Below are 16,918 nucleotides of genomic sequence, written 5' to 3' on the forward strand. Positions count from 1 at the left end.
AGGTTTGAAGTACGAAGGAAAGGTCTACGGTGAAGGTTTAAACGATAGAATTGCCTATCCGCTTGGCGGGCTAGGTGCGGGAATGATTGCACTCGAAGGAACTGGGGGGCTTTCCCACTTCTCTCTTCGGCATAAGCCGGAGCTGCTTAACAAGCCGATGTGTTTCTCCGCAGTTACGGTCTGCGGTGAAAATGCTATTGCTAAAGTGCTTGAAGGTCCAATGCCATCACGCTCGATCTACGATCTTCGGCACGGTCCTCATGGCGGTGCCGCGGGCGGCAACAACGGCAGAAATTACGGTCTGCCTCGGATGGAAGAGAGCTTCTTTACTGCGCGTTTCCCATTTGCGGAAGTAGCGATGAAGCACTCGCAATTGCCGGTGAATGTTGTATTGACAGGCTGGAATCCATTCGTGCCTGGTCATGCCGATGATTCCTCATTACCGGTGGCAGGACTTGAATACAGGTTTCATAATCATTCGAGCGATCCTGTCCAGCTTGTCTATTCCTTTCACAGTACAAATTTTATGTCGTGCGGGGATGGCGAAGCGTCAGCCAAGCCGATTGACGGGGGGTTTGTTCTTGCACAGGAAGGTACCCCGGATATGCCCTGGACTGCGGGACAATTTTGTGCGGCGACCGATTACCCAGGAGCTGTGACGGATACGTCGTGGTTCCGTGGCGACTACTGGTTTGATACTCTTACGATGCTGTGGCGGAAGATCGAAGGAGCGAGTGCGGGCAGTCTGCCCCAAAATTATAATTCAGGAGAGAAGGGAGGCAGCTTGTACGTTCCAATGTCGCTGAAGCCGGGAGAAACCGCGACCGTGCGGCTCCGGTTAAGCTGGTTCGTTCCGGAATCCGATCAGCGTCATGGTTTTTTCGCCAATCCGGACGAATACGGCTATTACAAGCCATGGTATGCGGCAGCGTTCGAGAGCGGAGCAGATCTCGAAAGCTATTGGCGAAAGGAATATTTCCGTTTGCGGGATTTAACGGTGAAGTTCTCGGATCATCTGCATGCAAGCAATCTTCCCGAAGAAGTAATAGAAGCGGTTTCATATAATCTTGCTATTCTGAAATCGCCGACAATTATGCGTCAGCACGACGGCAGGCTGTGGGCGTGGGAAGGCTGCTTCGACGAAGAGGGAAGCTGCTACGGAACCTGTACCCACGTTTGGAATTACGCACAAGCATTAGCTCATCTGTTTCCTGGACTGGAGCGGGAAATTCGACGTACTGAATTTACGGAGGGGCAGGACGAGGAAGGGCATCAAAGCTTTCGTGTCCCGCTGCCGATTGCGCCATCAGCCCATCTTGAGCAAGCGGCGGCAGACGGGCAATTAGGCGGCATTATGAAAGTTTACCGGGAATGGAGAATTAGCGGCGATACCGGGTGGATGCTTTCCTTATGGCCCAAAGTGAAACAAAGCTTATCATTCGCGATTCGAACATGGGATCCCCGTCATACAGGAGTTCTGGAGGAGCCGCATCACAATACTTACGATATCGAGCTGTGGGGACCGAACGGGATGAGCGCAACGCTTTATTTGGGCGCTCTAAAAGCAGCGGCGATCATGGCGGAAGCGGCGGGAGAATCGTCAGAGCAATACGAAACCTTGTATGCAAAAGGAAGAGCGTATGCGGAATCGGATTTGTTCAACGGGGAATATTTTGTGCAGCATGTACGGTGGAAGGATCTTGACGCGCCGCTGCCTCAAAACGGACACAAGGCGAACAATGTCGATTATTCCGAGGATGCATACGCCTTGTTTCTGCAGGAAGGCCCCAAGTATCAATATGGCACTGGCTGCCTCGCGGATGGCGTGTTCGGCTGCTGGCTTGCCGCTGTGTGCGGACTTGGCGACATTCTCGATCCGAGCAAGGTTGCTAGTCATTTGCTTAGCGTATACCGCTACAATTTCAAAACCGATTTGTCTGAGCACGTAAATCCACAGCGTTCGGGCTTTGCGATTGGCAAGGAAAGCGGTCTGCTGCTTTGTACTTGGCCAAGAGGCGGAGAACCGACATTGCCGCTTCAGTACAGTAGAGAAGTATGGCCGGGGCTCGAATACCAGGTTGCTTCTCATCTGATTTATATGGGATTCGAGCAAGAGGGGCTAACTATTGTAAGAGCATGCCGCGACCGGTTCGACGGACGAGTGCGCAATCCATTCTCTGAATACGAATGCGGCGAATGGTATGGCCGTTCACTGTCCTCTTACGCGCTTTTATGGGCATACGGGGGAATTCGCTACGACGCTCTCGATCAAACGTTATACGTGAAACGTACTGCAGCCAATCATGACTTTACTACTTTCATATCAGCAGCCACAGGTTATGGAATGGCTGGCGTGAAGGACGGAATGCCGTTCGTTAAGTGTCAATCAGGGGAAATTCAGGTGAATCAGATCGAATGGTATTAATTCAAACAGGGATGTGATAAAGAATGATAGCACGGAGTAACATCATAAATAAAAATAGGATAATCCTGCTGCTGTTTACTATACCATTCATGCTTTATCTGATTATGTATGAAGCCAAAACGGCCTATGCATCGATTTCGGGAGATGCTTATATAACCTATGATTCAGGTACGAGAACATGGACGCTCGGTACGGATGATGTGGAAAAAAAAGTTCGCCTGAATGATCTCGGTCAATTTATGCAAACCAGCTTCAAGAATAAGCTGACAAACCGCGAGTATGTGCAGGGAACGCAGCAATCAGACGAGTTTCAAGTTAAGATCGGAAGCACGGTCTATAATGGTTCATCTACGAGCTGGATCTATGATACGCACGATGTAACGACGCTTTCTCAGGGGGAGCTGCAGCTTAAAATCACATTTCATAATAGTGTCGTGAAGGTGCATCGCTATTATGTTGTTTTCCCTGATACCGGTGCCATTCGCGAATGGTCGGAATTTCAGAACGTGTCGGGCAGCCCGCAAAGCTTCTCATCGCCCTATATGTTCAAGCAGCGGCTGATGCAAAATGACAGAGCCGATATCGATCTTCAATATATGACCGGAGGAGGCAACTTTACCGGCTCGGGCGTGCTCAAGACGGTATCTATGACCGGAAGCTATAATCGCACCTTCGACTCTTATGATGCTCCCGAGGTTATGATGGTTGACGGACACTACCAGAATGCGATAGGCACTTATGAGCAGGGAACTTCTGTATACGACGCTTTTTTCGTGCTTCGCAACCGCTCCTTGTCCGAAGGCATCTGGCTGTCTTTTGATTTCAACGGGCATTGGCTGGCCCAAGTGAGTGAAACCGGTACCCCGATCAACTTAAGCGGCTATGTCAGCATGTCTGATTACGTGGTGGCAGACAACGCGTCGATTACGGGTGCCAAGAGCATCATCGGCGTCTTCAGCGGTGATTTGGATGATATGGGTAATACGATTTTAGATTACTCATACCGCTATCTATGGGATTATACCCGCGGCTCGGGTGGCGGAACATGGCAAAACCGGATCAGTCCGCAAATGCCGAGTGCCTGGGAGTCAATGAATTATGCACGATACGCCGGAGGCACGGTCGTTCATGTTGATGATAATTGGTATGACCGAAAAGGCGACTGGAATGAAGCGCTTGCGGACGAAAGCTTTGCCGATTTGAATGAATACGTACAGAAAAGCGGAATCAAGATGAGGGTGTGGTCCCCTTTCTGGCATGTAGACTATGGATCCGAGGTAGCGAAGAATCACCCTGAGTGGCTGGTAGAGGATGACGAAATGACTTTTTATGGTCTGCATCTGAATTTGGCGAATGAAGATGCTTATGACTGGATTCTGGACAAAGCTACTTCAAAACAGACGGAGTGGGGTGCTTATGATTGGCGCTATGACGGAGCGCCCGCGTGGAAATCAGGAGGAAGCGACAATGATATGCTTGCGCAGTCCCATAACTTCTTCCGGCTTCTGAAGGAGTTCAAGGATGCGAATCCGTATGCGACCATTCAAGGATGTGCATCCGGCGGCGAGATTTTATCGATGGAGGCATTGCGGTATGTTGACGCGCAGCAGTTGACAGATGGACTCGCCTATCATTACGCCGGTTACTATCAATCATTGAAAATTCCATTAGTGAAGCTTGGACACGGCTTTTACTCCGAGCCGGACATCGATGCGGATTTCACTACACTGGAGCCTAAAAGCGCTGCAACTAAAGAGAAATATCGAGAATTTGTGGAGATGCAGCGATACATTGGCACTCAAGGAGTAAATGGCAGATGGAGTAAAGTATTTCGTCCGACAATGGCCTCTGGCGACGAGACGTACATGCTGCAAACGACAAATGGGGATCTGACCAAAGCTATGATCATGTTCAATGGATCAACTCCTTATTTTAACACGAATATTACGGTATATCCGAAGGGTTTGCTTGATGCGACCGATTATACATTAAGCTGTCCTAAAGGGAGCTGCACATCGCAAACGCGTACGGGAGCTTACTGGAAATCGAACGGAGTAGCGCTGACAAACCTGCAGGCTGGGGAAATGATCTTTTTTAACATGACCGATTACCCTGGTTCGGGTTTAGATACGATTAATCCGTCCGCTCCAAGCCATGCGACCGTCCAGAAAGCGGAATACATGGGGCATTACGGTGCGGAATTAAACTGGAGCCCGGCGAGTGACGACCGCTTATTGTCTTATTACGAAATTGAACGTAACGGCACAGTCATCGACAAAGTATCGATCGGTACCTTTTACTTTTTGGAAAATGCTGATTCCGGTGATGTTTACCGAATTAGAAGCGTCGATGGCGACGGCAATGCTTCCACATTCGTGACGGCAGCGTTACTGTCTGGAGGCCCTACGCCGCCCGCCCCGCCAATTATTGCGAGCCGCTATGAATTTGCGGCGGATTTCAGCTCATCTCAAGGAGCTAATCAATGGGCATATCAGCAGCAATACAATCCATTTCCTGGTTATAATTATTTAACGAATCTATTCTGGGACGCTTCGAACAATCGTTGGAAAGGAAATGATGCTTATCCAATGGCAGCGCCTGGCTGGGTCCACCCTGGCGATGAATACAATCCCGTTATTAAGTGGATCGCTCCTAAGGACGGTACCGTCCGAGTCAGCGGCACGGTGTCTTTAAGTCAAGCGGGACAAGGAGGAGACGGGATCGTAGCGCGTATTCAAGGGCCGACTAACTCGCCGTACACGAACGGTGATATTTGGGGACCGCATACGCTAGGCGGTAATGATACCGTTGGCATTAGTCACGATCTTATTATAGAAGTGAAAAGAGGGCAGGTACTCTTCTTTATTGTTAATAAAAACGGTAACGAATATTTTGACGGCACGCATTGGAATCCGGTAGTAACCTATGGTTCCTTCCATTCTGCTTCGGCTGGTTTTTCTTCAGCACAGGGAGATGGAGGCTGGTATTACCAGCAGTGGGATGGAAGCACCTATTATAATTTGCCTACTTACGATGCCGGATCGGCAGCTTGGCAGCAAAGCGGTACGGATTTAATAATCGGAGCTGCATTTCAGCATCCGGATACAAATGAGTCGGTGCGCAAATGGGTTGCTCCCTCAAGCGGCACAATCGATGTGACTGGAACCGTAAAGATGTATCAGACTGGCGGAGATGGAGTCGTCGTCACGATCAAGAAGAATGGCACGACGCTATGGGGCCCGCATTTGATCGATGGAAACGATACGACGACAGGCGTTAGTCATCACGTAACTACAACAGTTACGGCGGGTGATGCGATCTTTTTCATCGTGAACAAGAACGGCAGCAACTATTTCGATTCAACATTATGGGATCCAATGATTAGTCTCTATTCGTAAAGGGATAAATACTGAACGCCTATTCGTTACGCCAAAAAGAGAGGTGTCCGAACCGTGAATAGATCGGTTTTTTTCAGGAAGAAAAGCTGTGTTCTAGCACTATGTATTTTTGTATGGTTTGGTACGATTCATTGGGCCCCTTCATATACAAATGCAACTCCTATCGGGGCTTGGCAGTTTTCGACAGAATTCGGCAGTCTTCAAGGAGAAAAACAATGGTACTATCGCTATTGGAACGGAACCTCTTATATGGATATGAGCTATGATACGGCAGGCGGGTTCGGAAAATGGAAGGGGAACGAGGACAAGCTGCTCTTATGGAAAAAAGGCTTCAGCCCCGGATTGAATTCAGATGCGGCGTTAGGCTGGAAAGCACCGGGTGATATGACAATAAGTATTACTGGCAATATGATACGCTCCGCACTGGAGCCTCAGTTAAACGGGGACGGGAATAGAGTGAAAATCATGAAAGTCAGCGGAAGCTCAATAACCCAAATTTGGCCCAGCAGCGGATGGCAAGTGCTGTATCCTGGACAATTCGCTACACATGCGCTTGTAGTGTCAGTACTAGAAGATGACTTTATTTATTTTCAAGTCAATAAAGACGGCGCTAATAGTAACGACATTGTGTATTGGGATCCGGTGATCCGACAAGACGAGCTCCCATTGTTTACGATTGACAAGACTGAAATGGTGATGAATCCAAACGATTATGACCGTATGCAAATGTCCTATACGGATACGCCTGTACTGCCGATATATCAAGCTGCTGGCGATCCGTATTGGATTCATTCCGATCCTTTTCATGGATTTACGAAGATGCGCGGTCCCGCGGATAATCCAAGCCAAACGTTCGTATGGTCAAAAACACAATCAGAGCTGTTTGAGAATCCTAACGGACATGATGGCTATTGGTGGTTGTTGAATATTGTAAGACAAACGGACGGAAGTCTCTTAGCTGTTTGTCAGGTCGGTTCTGCAGGTCCGAGCCAGGATCGTTATCGAATCGGGCTGGCGAGAAGTACAGACGAAGGGGATTCATGGACCTACTTAGGCAATATTGTAACTCAGTTTGGCGATCCTGCTCATGTAAATATAGGAGGAGGAGTCTTATTTATCAAAGACGGCTATTACTATACTTATTTCTTAGAGTACGGATCACAGGGAATCCAAGCTGCCGTTGCGAGAGCGCCTATAAGTGAAGTGATGGTCGCTGCAGCTAATGATACTGTGTCGAATTGGTATAAATATTATGATGGCAATTGGACAGAAGCCGGTCTGGGCGGCAATTATACCCCGCTTAACGCAGATCCGGTCGGTGCTAATGTTACAGGTGCCTATAACACCTACAATAATAAATATTACGTCATATCAGGAAGTGCCTTCTCTTCGACCGATCTAATTCATTGGACGGATGAAGGTGAAATCGTCTCGTATTTCGGAGTTGTGCCGGATGCGCGCGGACCGTTTCCATTTTATACCTCCTATCTTGACGGCGACGGTACGGCGACCGATTTGCAAGTCGGGCAAAGCTTCTATATTTATTTCATGCAAGCACATAAGTGGGATGTGAACACCCCATTAACCGAAGTAACAAAGGAGCTGTATCGAACAAAAGTAACTAAGACCTCTAGTTCAATGGATACTTTCCTGGCGAGTGAAGCGTTTGGCAGCACTCAAGGAGAACAAGGCTGGTATTATCAAGAATGGGACGGCTCTAATTACACGGATATGACATGGGATGCGGTTAACGGTCGGTGGACAGGTTCCTATTCCAATAATCTGATCATGTCAAACGTTCAGCATCCCGATGTTGCGGATTCGGTAAGAAAGTGGATAGCTCCAAAGGATGGAACGGTAAATATTCGAGCGCATAATGGAAGGATCGCGACTTCAAGCTCTGCTGGCGGAGATGGGGTCCAAGTGAGAGTCTTATACGAAAATAGTCCCTTGTGGCCTTCGTCAGGTTGGCAATATGTAGGTGGGAATGACACCATCAGCATGCCGGAGAGAACGATTCGAGTAGCTGCTGGCGATGCGATCTATTTTATTGTAAACCAATACGGAAACAACATCGGCGATGCTACAGAATGGAATCCTGTCATTGAATATGTGAAGCAGGTACCATGGACTAGAGATGATTTACAGCCTGTAAAATATCAAGCATCTGCAGATTACGGGATTACTCAACAGAAAGGGGCTTGGAGCTACCAGCAGTCATTTTGGAATAGTCACTCGTATGATGACATGAATTGGGACTATTCGATGAGCATGTGGAAAGGCAGCGAGCCGGACTTGCTTATTTGGGATAACGGGATGCATCCCGATGTTACTGATGCTGTACGGAAATGGGTTGCTCCATTCAATGGGACCGTAGAAATTACGATGAACGACGGACATATTACTTTGGCGGACACAAGGGGAGATGGGGTGCAAGCAAAGGTATTAAAAGGGACTGACAATGTTTGGCCATCCATTGGGTATACCTATATTGCACCAGGAACTGCTATTCCTTTTCCAAAACAAACTGTAAACGTTCAAGCAGGGGATCCGATCTATTTTATCGTGTCGAGAAGCGGAAACCATTATTTTGATTCAACATCGATGGACCCTGTCATCACCTACGTTCCTTTTTCTCAGAACAAAACCGTTACAGCTTCCTCTGGATCGGTCAATGCAGCTCTAGCGGTAGACGGAAACGATGCTACAAACTGGATGGCATCCGACGGAGCAATGCCACAGTGGCTGAAGGTTGACCTCGGCCAATTGCATTCCATCAAACGAATAGACACTAAGTTCAATACCGCAGAGCGGTGGAAGTATCGAATCGAAGGTTCGATCGACAATATCGATTGGAGCGTTGTTACGGATGAATCTACTGTCGGAACGAATAGTCAAGATGCAACTATCGGCGTATATAGCTTTTACGGCAGTCTTGGCAGCTATAGGTATGTAAAAATTACGATATTAGACACCGAAACGACTTGGGCTTCTATAAAGGAATTTAAAATTTATTAATTGTTGAATCGGATCAGGTATGAGCAGGGGGATTCCCAATGAGGAAATGGAGCAGCCACGCAGTAGATGATGGAACTTTGCACGCCTTAGGGAATGGAAGATTAGCCGTATATGAACAAGGACCGAATATCAATCAAGTGTTTGGACCTCCTTACAGCTCGCCCTCATTTCTCAAACTCGTCATCAACGAGTCTGAGAATGTTGAGACGCATTCCTATAGAGAGACGGGAACAGCGATCTGGACACATCGGATTTACAGGAATCAAGAAAACATTGGAGAAATAACTGATTTTGTTGATTGGCATTATCCCTGCTTGATTAGAAAAATTGTTTTGAAGCAATCTTTGAAGTTCAAGCTTGTCGTGGATGAGGATGTTAAGCTTTTGGATAATGGACATCGGTATGCTTCATTTAGCAGTACTGTCGGCCTATTGGCCGTTGCCAAAGCCGGCCGTTTTATTTACGGACGATATCCGACGACGAACGACAGTGTTCTTCAGGTGATCGGTACTGGCAGTCTTAATCATCATGGAAGCAGGGAAGGAAATATTCGAGAATGGTGGTGCGGGCCTGGCGAAAGCCTGATGTATCTCGCGGGAGGCCGCTCTTATCCGGAATGCGTGCTGACTGCAGAAGAGGTTTTAAGCAGTGATTATAATACGAGACTGTCCAGCAGCAGGGATTATTGGAAAAAGTACAGTTCGGGGAGGATTAGCTTAGAGAGCAAGCTTCGGAGAGATGTTCCTTTACAATCCCTCATGGAGGCGATAGATGATTATTCAGTTCTCGTGAAAACTCAACAGGGGAGCGAAGGTGGGATATTGGCCGGCCATAATTACCATCTCGGTTACATTAGGGACCAATACGGCGCGTTCCGATGTCTTTTAAAGCTCGGGCATTATGATGAAGCAAAAGAAGTTCTGCGTTTCTACTGGCACACCTGGCGTAAATCCGGTTTCCTGAAAAATGCCCAAGGAATTGGAAATGATGGATTATTCCATGTCCATGAAAACGATGATGTAGAAATCACGGGTTACCTGATTATTCAAGCTTTCGATTATCTTAAACAAACGAATGATGAAGCTCTGATCAAAGAAATCTGCCCAATGCTGGAATGGGCTTGGACCGTTCAAACCGATCATCTTGCCTGCGATATGCTTCCGTTTAATGGGGATGAAACATACATTGCTTGTGGGATCCTGCCACGAGATATCATCTATGATGGATCGGCGGAAGCGACAATGCTCTTTATTATTGCGGGAGAGGTTTTTCTGGAGTGGCTGAAGCAAAATCAGATTTGGGAACATGTGAAATGGAAGGAACAGCATAAGATATGGCATAAAACGATGAAAAGCTACCGAATTAACTTTTGGAATGACAATAAAATTATGACAAACAACCCGAACCGCAAGAAGGGCTTGCAGCTTCCAAGATTCAGACATGGCGTGTGCGAGAGTTGTTCTTACTTTGGCTGGACTGAGAATGATGGAAATAACCGTTACGTCTGTGCTTCCTGCATGTCAGGCAGTGCTGTTCTCGAAGAGAAAAAGGATACGATTTATTACTTGCAATCCGTAAGTCTAATGCATTTGTATATGGGCAGCACTTTATTTTCTAGGGAGGAGCTGGCCAGGATTTTGGACGACATTATTATCCAATATGAAAGAGACGGAAGCTTGCCTTCCAAACCCAATAGCACAATTACGCTAGGCTACGATTATGGATTATTCCTTTATGGATTGACGGTTCTGCAGCATCCTTTGTCGAATGAGATCTTCGAAAAGATACTATCAATCCGCGACTCTGTAGGGGCGTGGACGGAATATTACATCAATGAGACGCCGCAGGGTACTCGTTATCGGCCTTGGGAAGGTGGGATGAACCTCGAATCGGCTATCCATTATGCAATGAATAATTAAGAAGCAGACTTGAAAGACGATTTTTATGTGCTTTTTTTATCATTTAATAAAACAAGGGGCTGCCCACTTTCTGGGCAGCCCCTTTGTTTACTATTATAAAAGCCAACCATCGGGCCTATCTGCCAAATCTTGAACAGAGTTCATAAATAATCCGGCATGATAACCATCACAAACAGAGTGATGGACTTGAAGAGATAGAGGTAAATATATTGAATTACCTTTATTTATGAATTTCCCCGCAGTAATAATGGGCAGAAGATACTTGCTGTTATTATTAATATTTAGGTTAAATCCAGTAAACGAAGTCCATGGGATAATAGAAATAGAAAAAATGTTTTCAGGTATAGGTGTCTTGGGGAACAATTTGCCGGAACCATTATAAATTCCGACATCCTCAAGGTAAGAGTCATAAAAATTTTTAAAGTCATTAGTTCCAGTAGTCCAAATACCAGAAAATGTTTCAGATGCACGATCAAAAATCGTATATAGCGGGTCTAACTTATCCCAAAAACCTAAATCTCCCTCACGATTATAACCAGTCCTAAAAGCCGTATTTGAGTTTATCACACTTGTCACTAAAAAAATAAATGCAGGATAAAATTTATATTCTTTTTGTTTTAAATTTTGGTATAGGACACTAATATCAATTTCCGTGGTAATGCTAAAAGTCGTATGTTGGTTCAAATAATGATTAAATATCTCTTTTCTCTTCCAATTGTTTAAATCAATTTTATTAAACTTCATTTGATTGGCCTCCTAAATTTTTGTCTAAAGCGGATTTAAGAGGCCAACTCGTCTGCTTTCTTCATTAGAATCAATCCTTTTTAAAGAGTCGATTATTATTGTATCATATAAAACACTTTTAAAAACAATCCACTGCTGACCATTAAAACAAAACACTTGGCAAATGCATGCGGTTTCGTTATAATACTGAATATATTTTCAGTGTTATTTGTCAATGGGGGAAAGGCGGTTCGCCTATGAATAAGAAAAAGCAGCAAACCGAGCAGACCAAGAAAAGGATCGCCGATGCGTCTAAAGCGTTATTCGCGCAAAAGGGCTTTAAGGCCACGTCGATAGAGGATATCGTAAAAGCGACCGGATGCAGCGCGGGCAATATTTATTATCATTTTAAGAGCAAGGAAGGTCTCTTCTTTCATTTGCTGGATGATTGGAACAGGGAGTGGGAAGACAATTGGCTTGCTCGGGAATCGATGTATGCGTCCACGATCGATAAGTTGTATGGGATAGCTGAGCATTCGGCTCTTGATCATTTAAACCATCCGCTTAGCAAAGCGGTCGATGAATTTTTTTTCAACGCGGATAATGATCCGGTGATCGAGGAGCGCATTAATGACATGGTTGGAGGTTATATTGAATTTAACCGGCAGTTGCTTCAGCAGGGAATCGACAACGGCGAGCTGGAGATGGCTGACGTAACGGGGATCGCCACGATTTTGGATATTCTCATGTACGGATTAAATCAGCATACCCGAAAGATGGGACATGAGGAAGCGCTGGCGGCATACCGGCTGGCTATGGACGTATTTTTGCATGGCATTGCCAAGCGGCCGCGCTAGGCTCTTTTTTTGAATTAATTTAGAATAAATATTCAGTAATATTAGCAAGATGACAACTGGAGGAAACTGCGATGGCATTACTGGTCAAAAAACGGGGAGCTATGCTCATCCTTATGCTTAATCTATTTCTAGCTTTCACGGGTATCGGTCTCGTCATACCGATTATGCCTAAATTTATGGAGAGCTTGGGCATTACCGGCGGAATCGTCGGTCTTCTCGTGGCCGCCTTTTCGCTGACCCAGCTGCTCTTCTCGCCGCTGGCCGGACGATTTGCCGATAAATTCGGCAGGAAACGCATGATCGTTATTGGCATGGTAGTTTTTGCATTGTCGGAGGTGTTGTTCGGATTGGCGCATTCTCCCGTCCTGCTGTTTGTTTCCAGGCTGCTTGGGGGAATTAGCGCCGCCATGATCATGCCGGCCGTCATTGCATATGCGGCTGACATTACGACCAAGGAAGAACGCGCGACGGGGATGGGGTATATAAACGCGGCGATTACGACCGGATTTATTATTGGCCCAGGTATAGGTGGTTATATTGCGGAGTTTGGTATTCGCGTTCCTTTCTATTCAGCGGGGGTGGCCGGAATTATAGCGGCGATTCTCACCTTTTTCGTTTTGCAGGAATCGGTGCCTGCCGGGGCAGCCGAAGACGAATCTGGCGTTCCGTCCGTCGACAAGGCGCATGGAAGTCTGCTGACTCAGCTAAGGTATTCCTACCGTGAACCATACTTTTTGAGCTTGATTATCGTATTTGTTATGTCCTTTGGATTGGCCAATTTCGAGACGGTGTTCGGTTTGTTCGTGGACCATAAATTTGGTTTCGAGCCGAGCGACATCGCGTTTATTATTACGTTCGGCTCCATCGCCGGCGCCGTCGTGCAGGTAACGGCTTTCGGCTGGATTCTCAAAAGATTCGGCGAACAAAACGTCATCTCGGTTTGCCTGCTCTTCGCCGGAATCTTTATTTTCTTGACGCTGTTCGTTCACCGCTTCTGGATGATATTTGCCGTGACGTTTATTATCTTTTTGGCAATCGATATTTTGCGTCCGGCCATCAGCACGCAGATGTCCATGGTGGCCAAGGATCAGCAAGGATACGTGGCCGGTCTTAATTCGGCCTTTACGAGTCTCGGCAACATTGTCGGACCTATCGTGGCGGGATTTTTGTTCGATCTGGACATCAACTTTCCGTACGCAATGGCTTGCTTGATCCTGTTGGTCTGTTTCGGAATGACGCTGAGCGCGAGAAAGCGCGGATTGCAAAAGGTTAAATCGGTTTCGTAGGGCAGCTGTTTGCTGAAGAGGACGAAGGGCAGTGGGACATGTCGATGAAGACATGTCCCCTGCCCTTTTGTAGTTTTATCCTCATGTAGCGCCAACTCATGTTCAATTTCCCGACTCGCATTATAGAGAAACCTTAAAGCTCGTATTATAAGCTTTTTTCAAATGATACAGTATTGTTAATGGATCAAAAGGGCAAACATTAGCACTTGCGCCAATGTTGTACAATTGTTATAGATGCGTTAAGGGGAGCTATCTTTAAATAATGAAGGAGGATCGTGCCGGCATGGAAAGCGTTACGAACGAAGAGAAGTCGGAGTCCATAAAATCGTTGCAATCAACGATAAGAAAACTCGAGAGCGCCTTGTCCCAGATGACGCAAAGCGGGGCGAATACGACCTTGGTCCAAAAGCGACTCCGCGCAGTCAGCCTCGGTCTCGCTGTGCTTGAAAGCCTCTGGCATCAAAAACCTCATTCTTACACCACCAATGAATTGAATGAAGCTCGCGAAGCGCTCGTCGGTCTAACCCCGTCTGTCGAAAACAGCTACGCAAAGTCTAAGGCGGGCAGTCCGCAGAAGACGCTGCTGGCAAGGAGATTAAAGGCGCTGGAACTCGCGGTTCAGGCGATGGACGACCTTTCCGTTAAGTAAATTCCGCTAAAAACGCGACATGGCAATGTACATAAGGCGTCGCGAATCGCCGATGAGCGTTAACCACGATACGCTATCGCTTTCTATGGGTTCTTGATCGTTCAGCATTGCTGAACGATCAAGAGCTTTTTTAGTTGGAGGGGACGATGGACGGCTTGGGAAACGGAACATATAGCAGCATGCGGAGACGAAAACCGACGGACAGCCGCAACCGCAACTGTAACCGTAGCCCTAACCGCAAACGTAGCCCTAACCGAAACCGTACCTGTAACGGACCTCAGAGACTTTATTCGCCCGAATTAAGACACATCCTAATTGTAACGGACATAGAAAACACTATTTGTCCAAAATGATGGGGCGGACGGCCATTTGGATGCGAATAGAGGCGAGTATGTCCGTTAGGAGGGAGTGGAAGGCGGTAGGTGGGAGTGTGAGAGCGGAAAGTAAGTTAGCGGGAGACGAGTGGCGAGCCGGGTTCGCGGGATGCGAGTGGGAGAATGTCGGGAGACGAGTTGCGGGAGGCTTTACCTGGGGGAGCCGGACAGCGACTCAGCAACACTAGTTAGCCTCGATTCGCGCTCTTATATCTGCAATCAACCAAACTGCTTATCGTTATCCATTCCGCTGATTCGGCGGAAAAAACACGAAAAAGCGCTTTCAATGCTGGCGCGAAGCCGGATGTCCATGGGATTATACAGGGGCAAAGCGAAGGCGGCAGCTGAAATCGCTTTCGGACATATCAGACAATACCAGACATAAAGGAGAGGAACGACATTGAAATCACTGGCAAGCCCGGACTCGCTCAAGTATTCAGACGCTGGCGATTCCAATAGGAAGCTGCGTCCAAAAGGAAAGCGCTTCCGCGATGTCATAAAGCGGTACGGAGCGCTGTATCTGCTGTTTATCCCCGTCGTCGCTTACTACGCCATCTTCCATTACGCGCCGATGGCCGGGGTCGTTATCGCGTTTAAAAACTACAACTTCCTGGACGGCATATACGGCAGCCCTTGGGTCGGGCTGGCCCACTTTAAACGATTTATCGACAATGGGGACTTCTGGATCGTGTTCAGCAATACGCTGGTGCTCGCCTTCTACCGGATCCTGTTCGGATTCCCCGCGCCGATCCTGTTCGCGGTGCTTCTGCATGAGATGAGGTTCGTCAAGTGGCGGCGCGTGTTTCAGACGGTTTCCTATTTGCCGCATTTCGTCTCCTGGGTCGTGGTATACGGGCTTATGTACAACTTCTTCTCGGAGAGCGGCTTCATCAACACGCTGATGAAATCCTGGTCGGGCGAGAGTATTCCATTCCTGTCTTCGACGGAATACTTCCGAACGATGTTCGTCGGAAGCGCCATGTGGAAGGAAATGGGCTGGAGCGCAATCATCTTCCTGGCCGCGCTGACCCGCGTGGATCCCAACTTGTACGAAGCGGCTTCGATCGACGGAGCAAATCGCTGGCAGAGGCTGTGGCATATTACGCTCCCGGGCATTCGCAGCGTCATCAGCATCATGTTTATTCTGAGTCTTGGCGGATTGCTCAGCGTCAGCTTCGAGCAAATTCTGGTCATGATCAATCCTCAGGTATCTTCGATCGCAGAAGTTCTGGATTACTATATTTATCGCGTCGGCTTGCTAAATACGAATAACTTCAGCTATGCGACCGCCGTTGGTTTGTTCCGATCCGTCATTGCGGTTGCGCTGGTGCTGCTGGCGAATTTCCTGGCGAAGAAAATGGATGAGGAGGGCGGCATATGGTAAAGCCGACATCAAGCCCTCATTTGGGCAAAAGCAGCATTGTCGATTACGTTATCTGGTTCGTGCTTGTATTGTTCAGCATATCGACGTTGTTCCCGTTCGTAAACGTGCTGTTCGTGTCGTTCGCCAATATGAAGGATATCGTGGAGAGCGGCGGCGTGCTGCTGTTCCCGAAGTCTATCCACTTGGACAGCTATCGTTACGTGCTTCAATATTCGGGCTTGCTTAACGCTTACGGCGTTACGATCTTTATCACCGTGGTGGGGACCATCATCAACCTGATTATGACGGCTCTTGGAGCTTACGTATTATCCAACCGGGATCTGCCCGGCCGCAACGCGATGATGACGATGGTGCTGATCGCCATGCTGTTTAGCGGCGGACTCATCCCGACTTATCTGGTCGTGCGTTCTCTTCAGCTTGTCGACACGGTGTGGGCGCTTATGCTCCCTTCTGCGATCAGCGCTTGGCTGCTGATCCTGATGCGCAACTTCTTCCAGGGGATTCCCGCGGAGCTTCGCGAATCGGCACGTATCGATGGCTGTTCCGAGCTGGGCATACTGGTTCGCATTATTTTGCCGCTGTCGATGCCGATCTTCGCCACGCTTGCGCTGTTCTACGGCGTAGGCCACTGGAATGAATATATCAACGTCGTAATCTATATCAACGACCCTGACTTGTCCACGCTTCAACTGATTCTGCGCAAAATGTATACCTTCGCCATCGACCAGTTGGACGGCGACAGCTTGCCGCCTCCGGTGGAGACCGTTCGCGCCGCTACGATTATGATGTCGACGTTGCCGATCGTCATGGTGTATCCGTTCTTGCAGCGTTACTTCGTGCAAGGCGTCATGGTCGGCTCGGTGAAAGGTTAGTACCCATGGTTGT

Annotated in this window: 9 protein-coding genes and 1 pseudogene; 9 read left to right on the plus strand and 1 reads right to left on the minus strand. The window is 47.7% G+C overall.

Features of this window, described 5'->3' with window-relative positions:
• Positions 1-4 precede the first annotated feature (4 nt).
• The 4 genes from KJW29_RS35685 to KJW29_RS35700 are packed head-to-tail and all read left to right on the plus strand — an operon-like array spanning position 5 to position 10,760.
• On the plus strand, positions 5-2,425 hold the full coding sequence (locus tag KJW29_RS35685; RefSeq protein WP_214628240.1) for a GH116 family glycosyl hydrolase: 2,421 nt from the start codon (positions 5-7) through the stop codon (positions 2,423-2,425).
• A gap of 23 nt (positions 2,426-2,448) precedes the next feature.
• On the plus strand, positions 2,449-5,823 hold the full coding sequence (locus KJW29_RS35690; RefSeq protein WP_214628241.1) for an alpha-galactosidase: 3,375 nt from the start codon (positions 2,449-2,451) through the stop codon (positions 5,821-5,823).
• Positions 5,824-5,877: 54 nt separating this feature from the next.
• Positions 5,878-8,841: a discoidin domain-containing protein gene (locus KJW29_RS35695; protein WP_214628242.1), complete on the plus strand. Its 2,964-nt coding sequence runs from the start codon at positions 5,878-5,880 to the stop codon at positions 8,839-8,841.
• 38 nt (positions 8,842-8,879) lie between these two features.
• On the plus strand, positions 8,880-10,760 hold the full coding sequence (locus KJW29_RS35700) for a glycoside hydrolase family 15 protein (protein WP_214628243.1): 1,881 nt from the start codon (positions 8,880-8,882) through the stop codon (positions 10,758-10,760).
• Between the two features lie 92 nt (positions 10,761-10,852).
• On the opposite strand, the pseudogene catA reads toward KJW29_RS35700, so the two are convergent.
• A pseudogene (gene catA / locus KJW29_RS35705) lies at positions 10,853-11,504 on the minus strand (type A chloramphenicol O-acetyltransferase); the annotation flags it as partial.
• Between the two features lie 236 nt (positions 11,505-11,740).
• Between catA and KJW29_RS35710 the strand changes: the two are divergent.
• The 5 genes from KJW29_RS35710 (at position 11,741) to KJW29_RS35730 (ending at position 16,905) form a co-directional block, all read left to right on the plus strand.
• The gene (locus tag KJW29_RS35710; RefSeq protein WP_108995982.1) at positions 11,741-12,340 is read left to right on the plus strand and encodes a TetR/AcrR family transcriptional regulator; all 600 of its coding nucleotides are present in this window, start codon (positions 11,741-11,743) and stop codon (positions 12,338-12,340) included.
• Positions 12,341-12,411: 71 nt separating this feature from the next.
• A complete protein-coding gene (locus KJW29_RS35715; RefSeq protein ID WP_214628245.1) occupies positions 12,412-13,626 on the plus strand; it encodes an MFS transporter in 1,215 nt (404 codons plus the stop codon).
• A gap of 283 nt (positions 13,627-13,909) precedes the next feature.
• Positions 13,910-14,275, plus strand: a complete 366-nt coding sequence (locus tag KJW29_RS35720) for a hypothetical protein (protein WP_214628246.1) — start codon at positions 13,910-13,912, stop codon at positions 14,273-14,275.
• Between the two features lie 774 nt (positions 14,276-15,049).
• Positions 15,050-16,033, plus strand: coding sequence for an ABC transporter permease (locus tag KJW29_RS35725; protein WP_246608512.1), 984 nt, complete (start codon positions 15,050-15,052; stop codon positions 16,031-16,033).
• Positions 16,027-16,905, plus strand: a complete 879-nt coding sequence (locus tag KJW29_RS35730; RefSeq protein WP_214628247.1) for a carbohydrate ABC transporter permease — start codon at positions 16,027-16,029, stop codon at positions 16,903-16,905. The genes KJW29_RS35725 and KJW29_RS35730 overlap by 7 nt, the downstream gene beginning before the upstream one ends.
• Positions 16,906-16,918: the final 13 nt, after the last annotated feature.

Origin of the sequence: Paenibacillus agaridevorans (assembly GCF_018604145.1) — a bacterium.
GTDB classification, from domain to species: domain Bacteria; phylum Bacillota; class Bacilli; order Paenibacillales; family Paenibacillaceae; genus Pristimantibacillus; species Pristimantibacillus agaridevorans.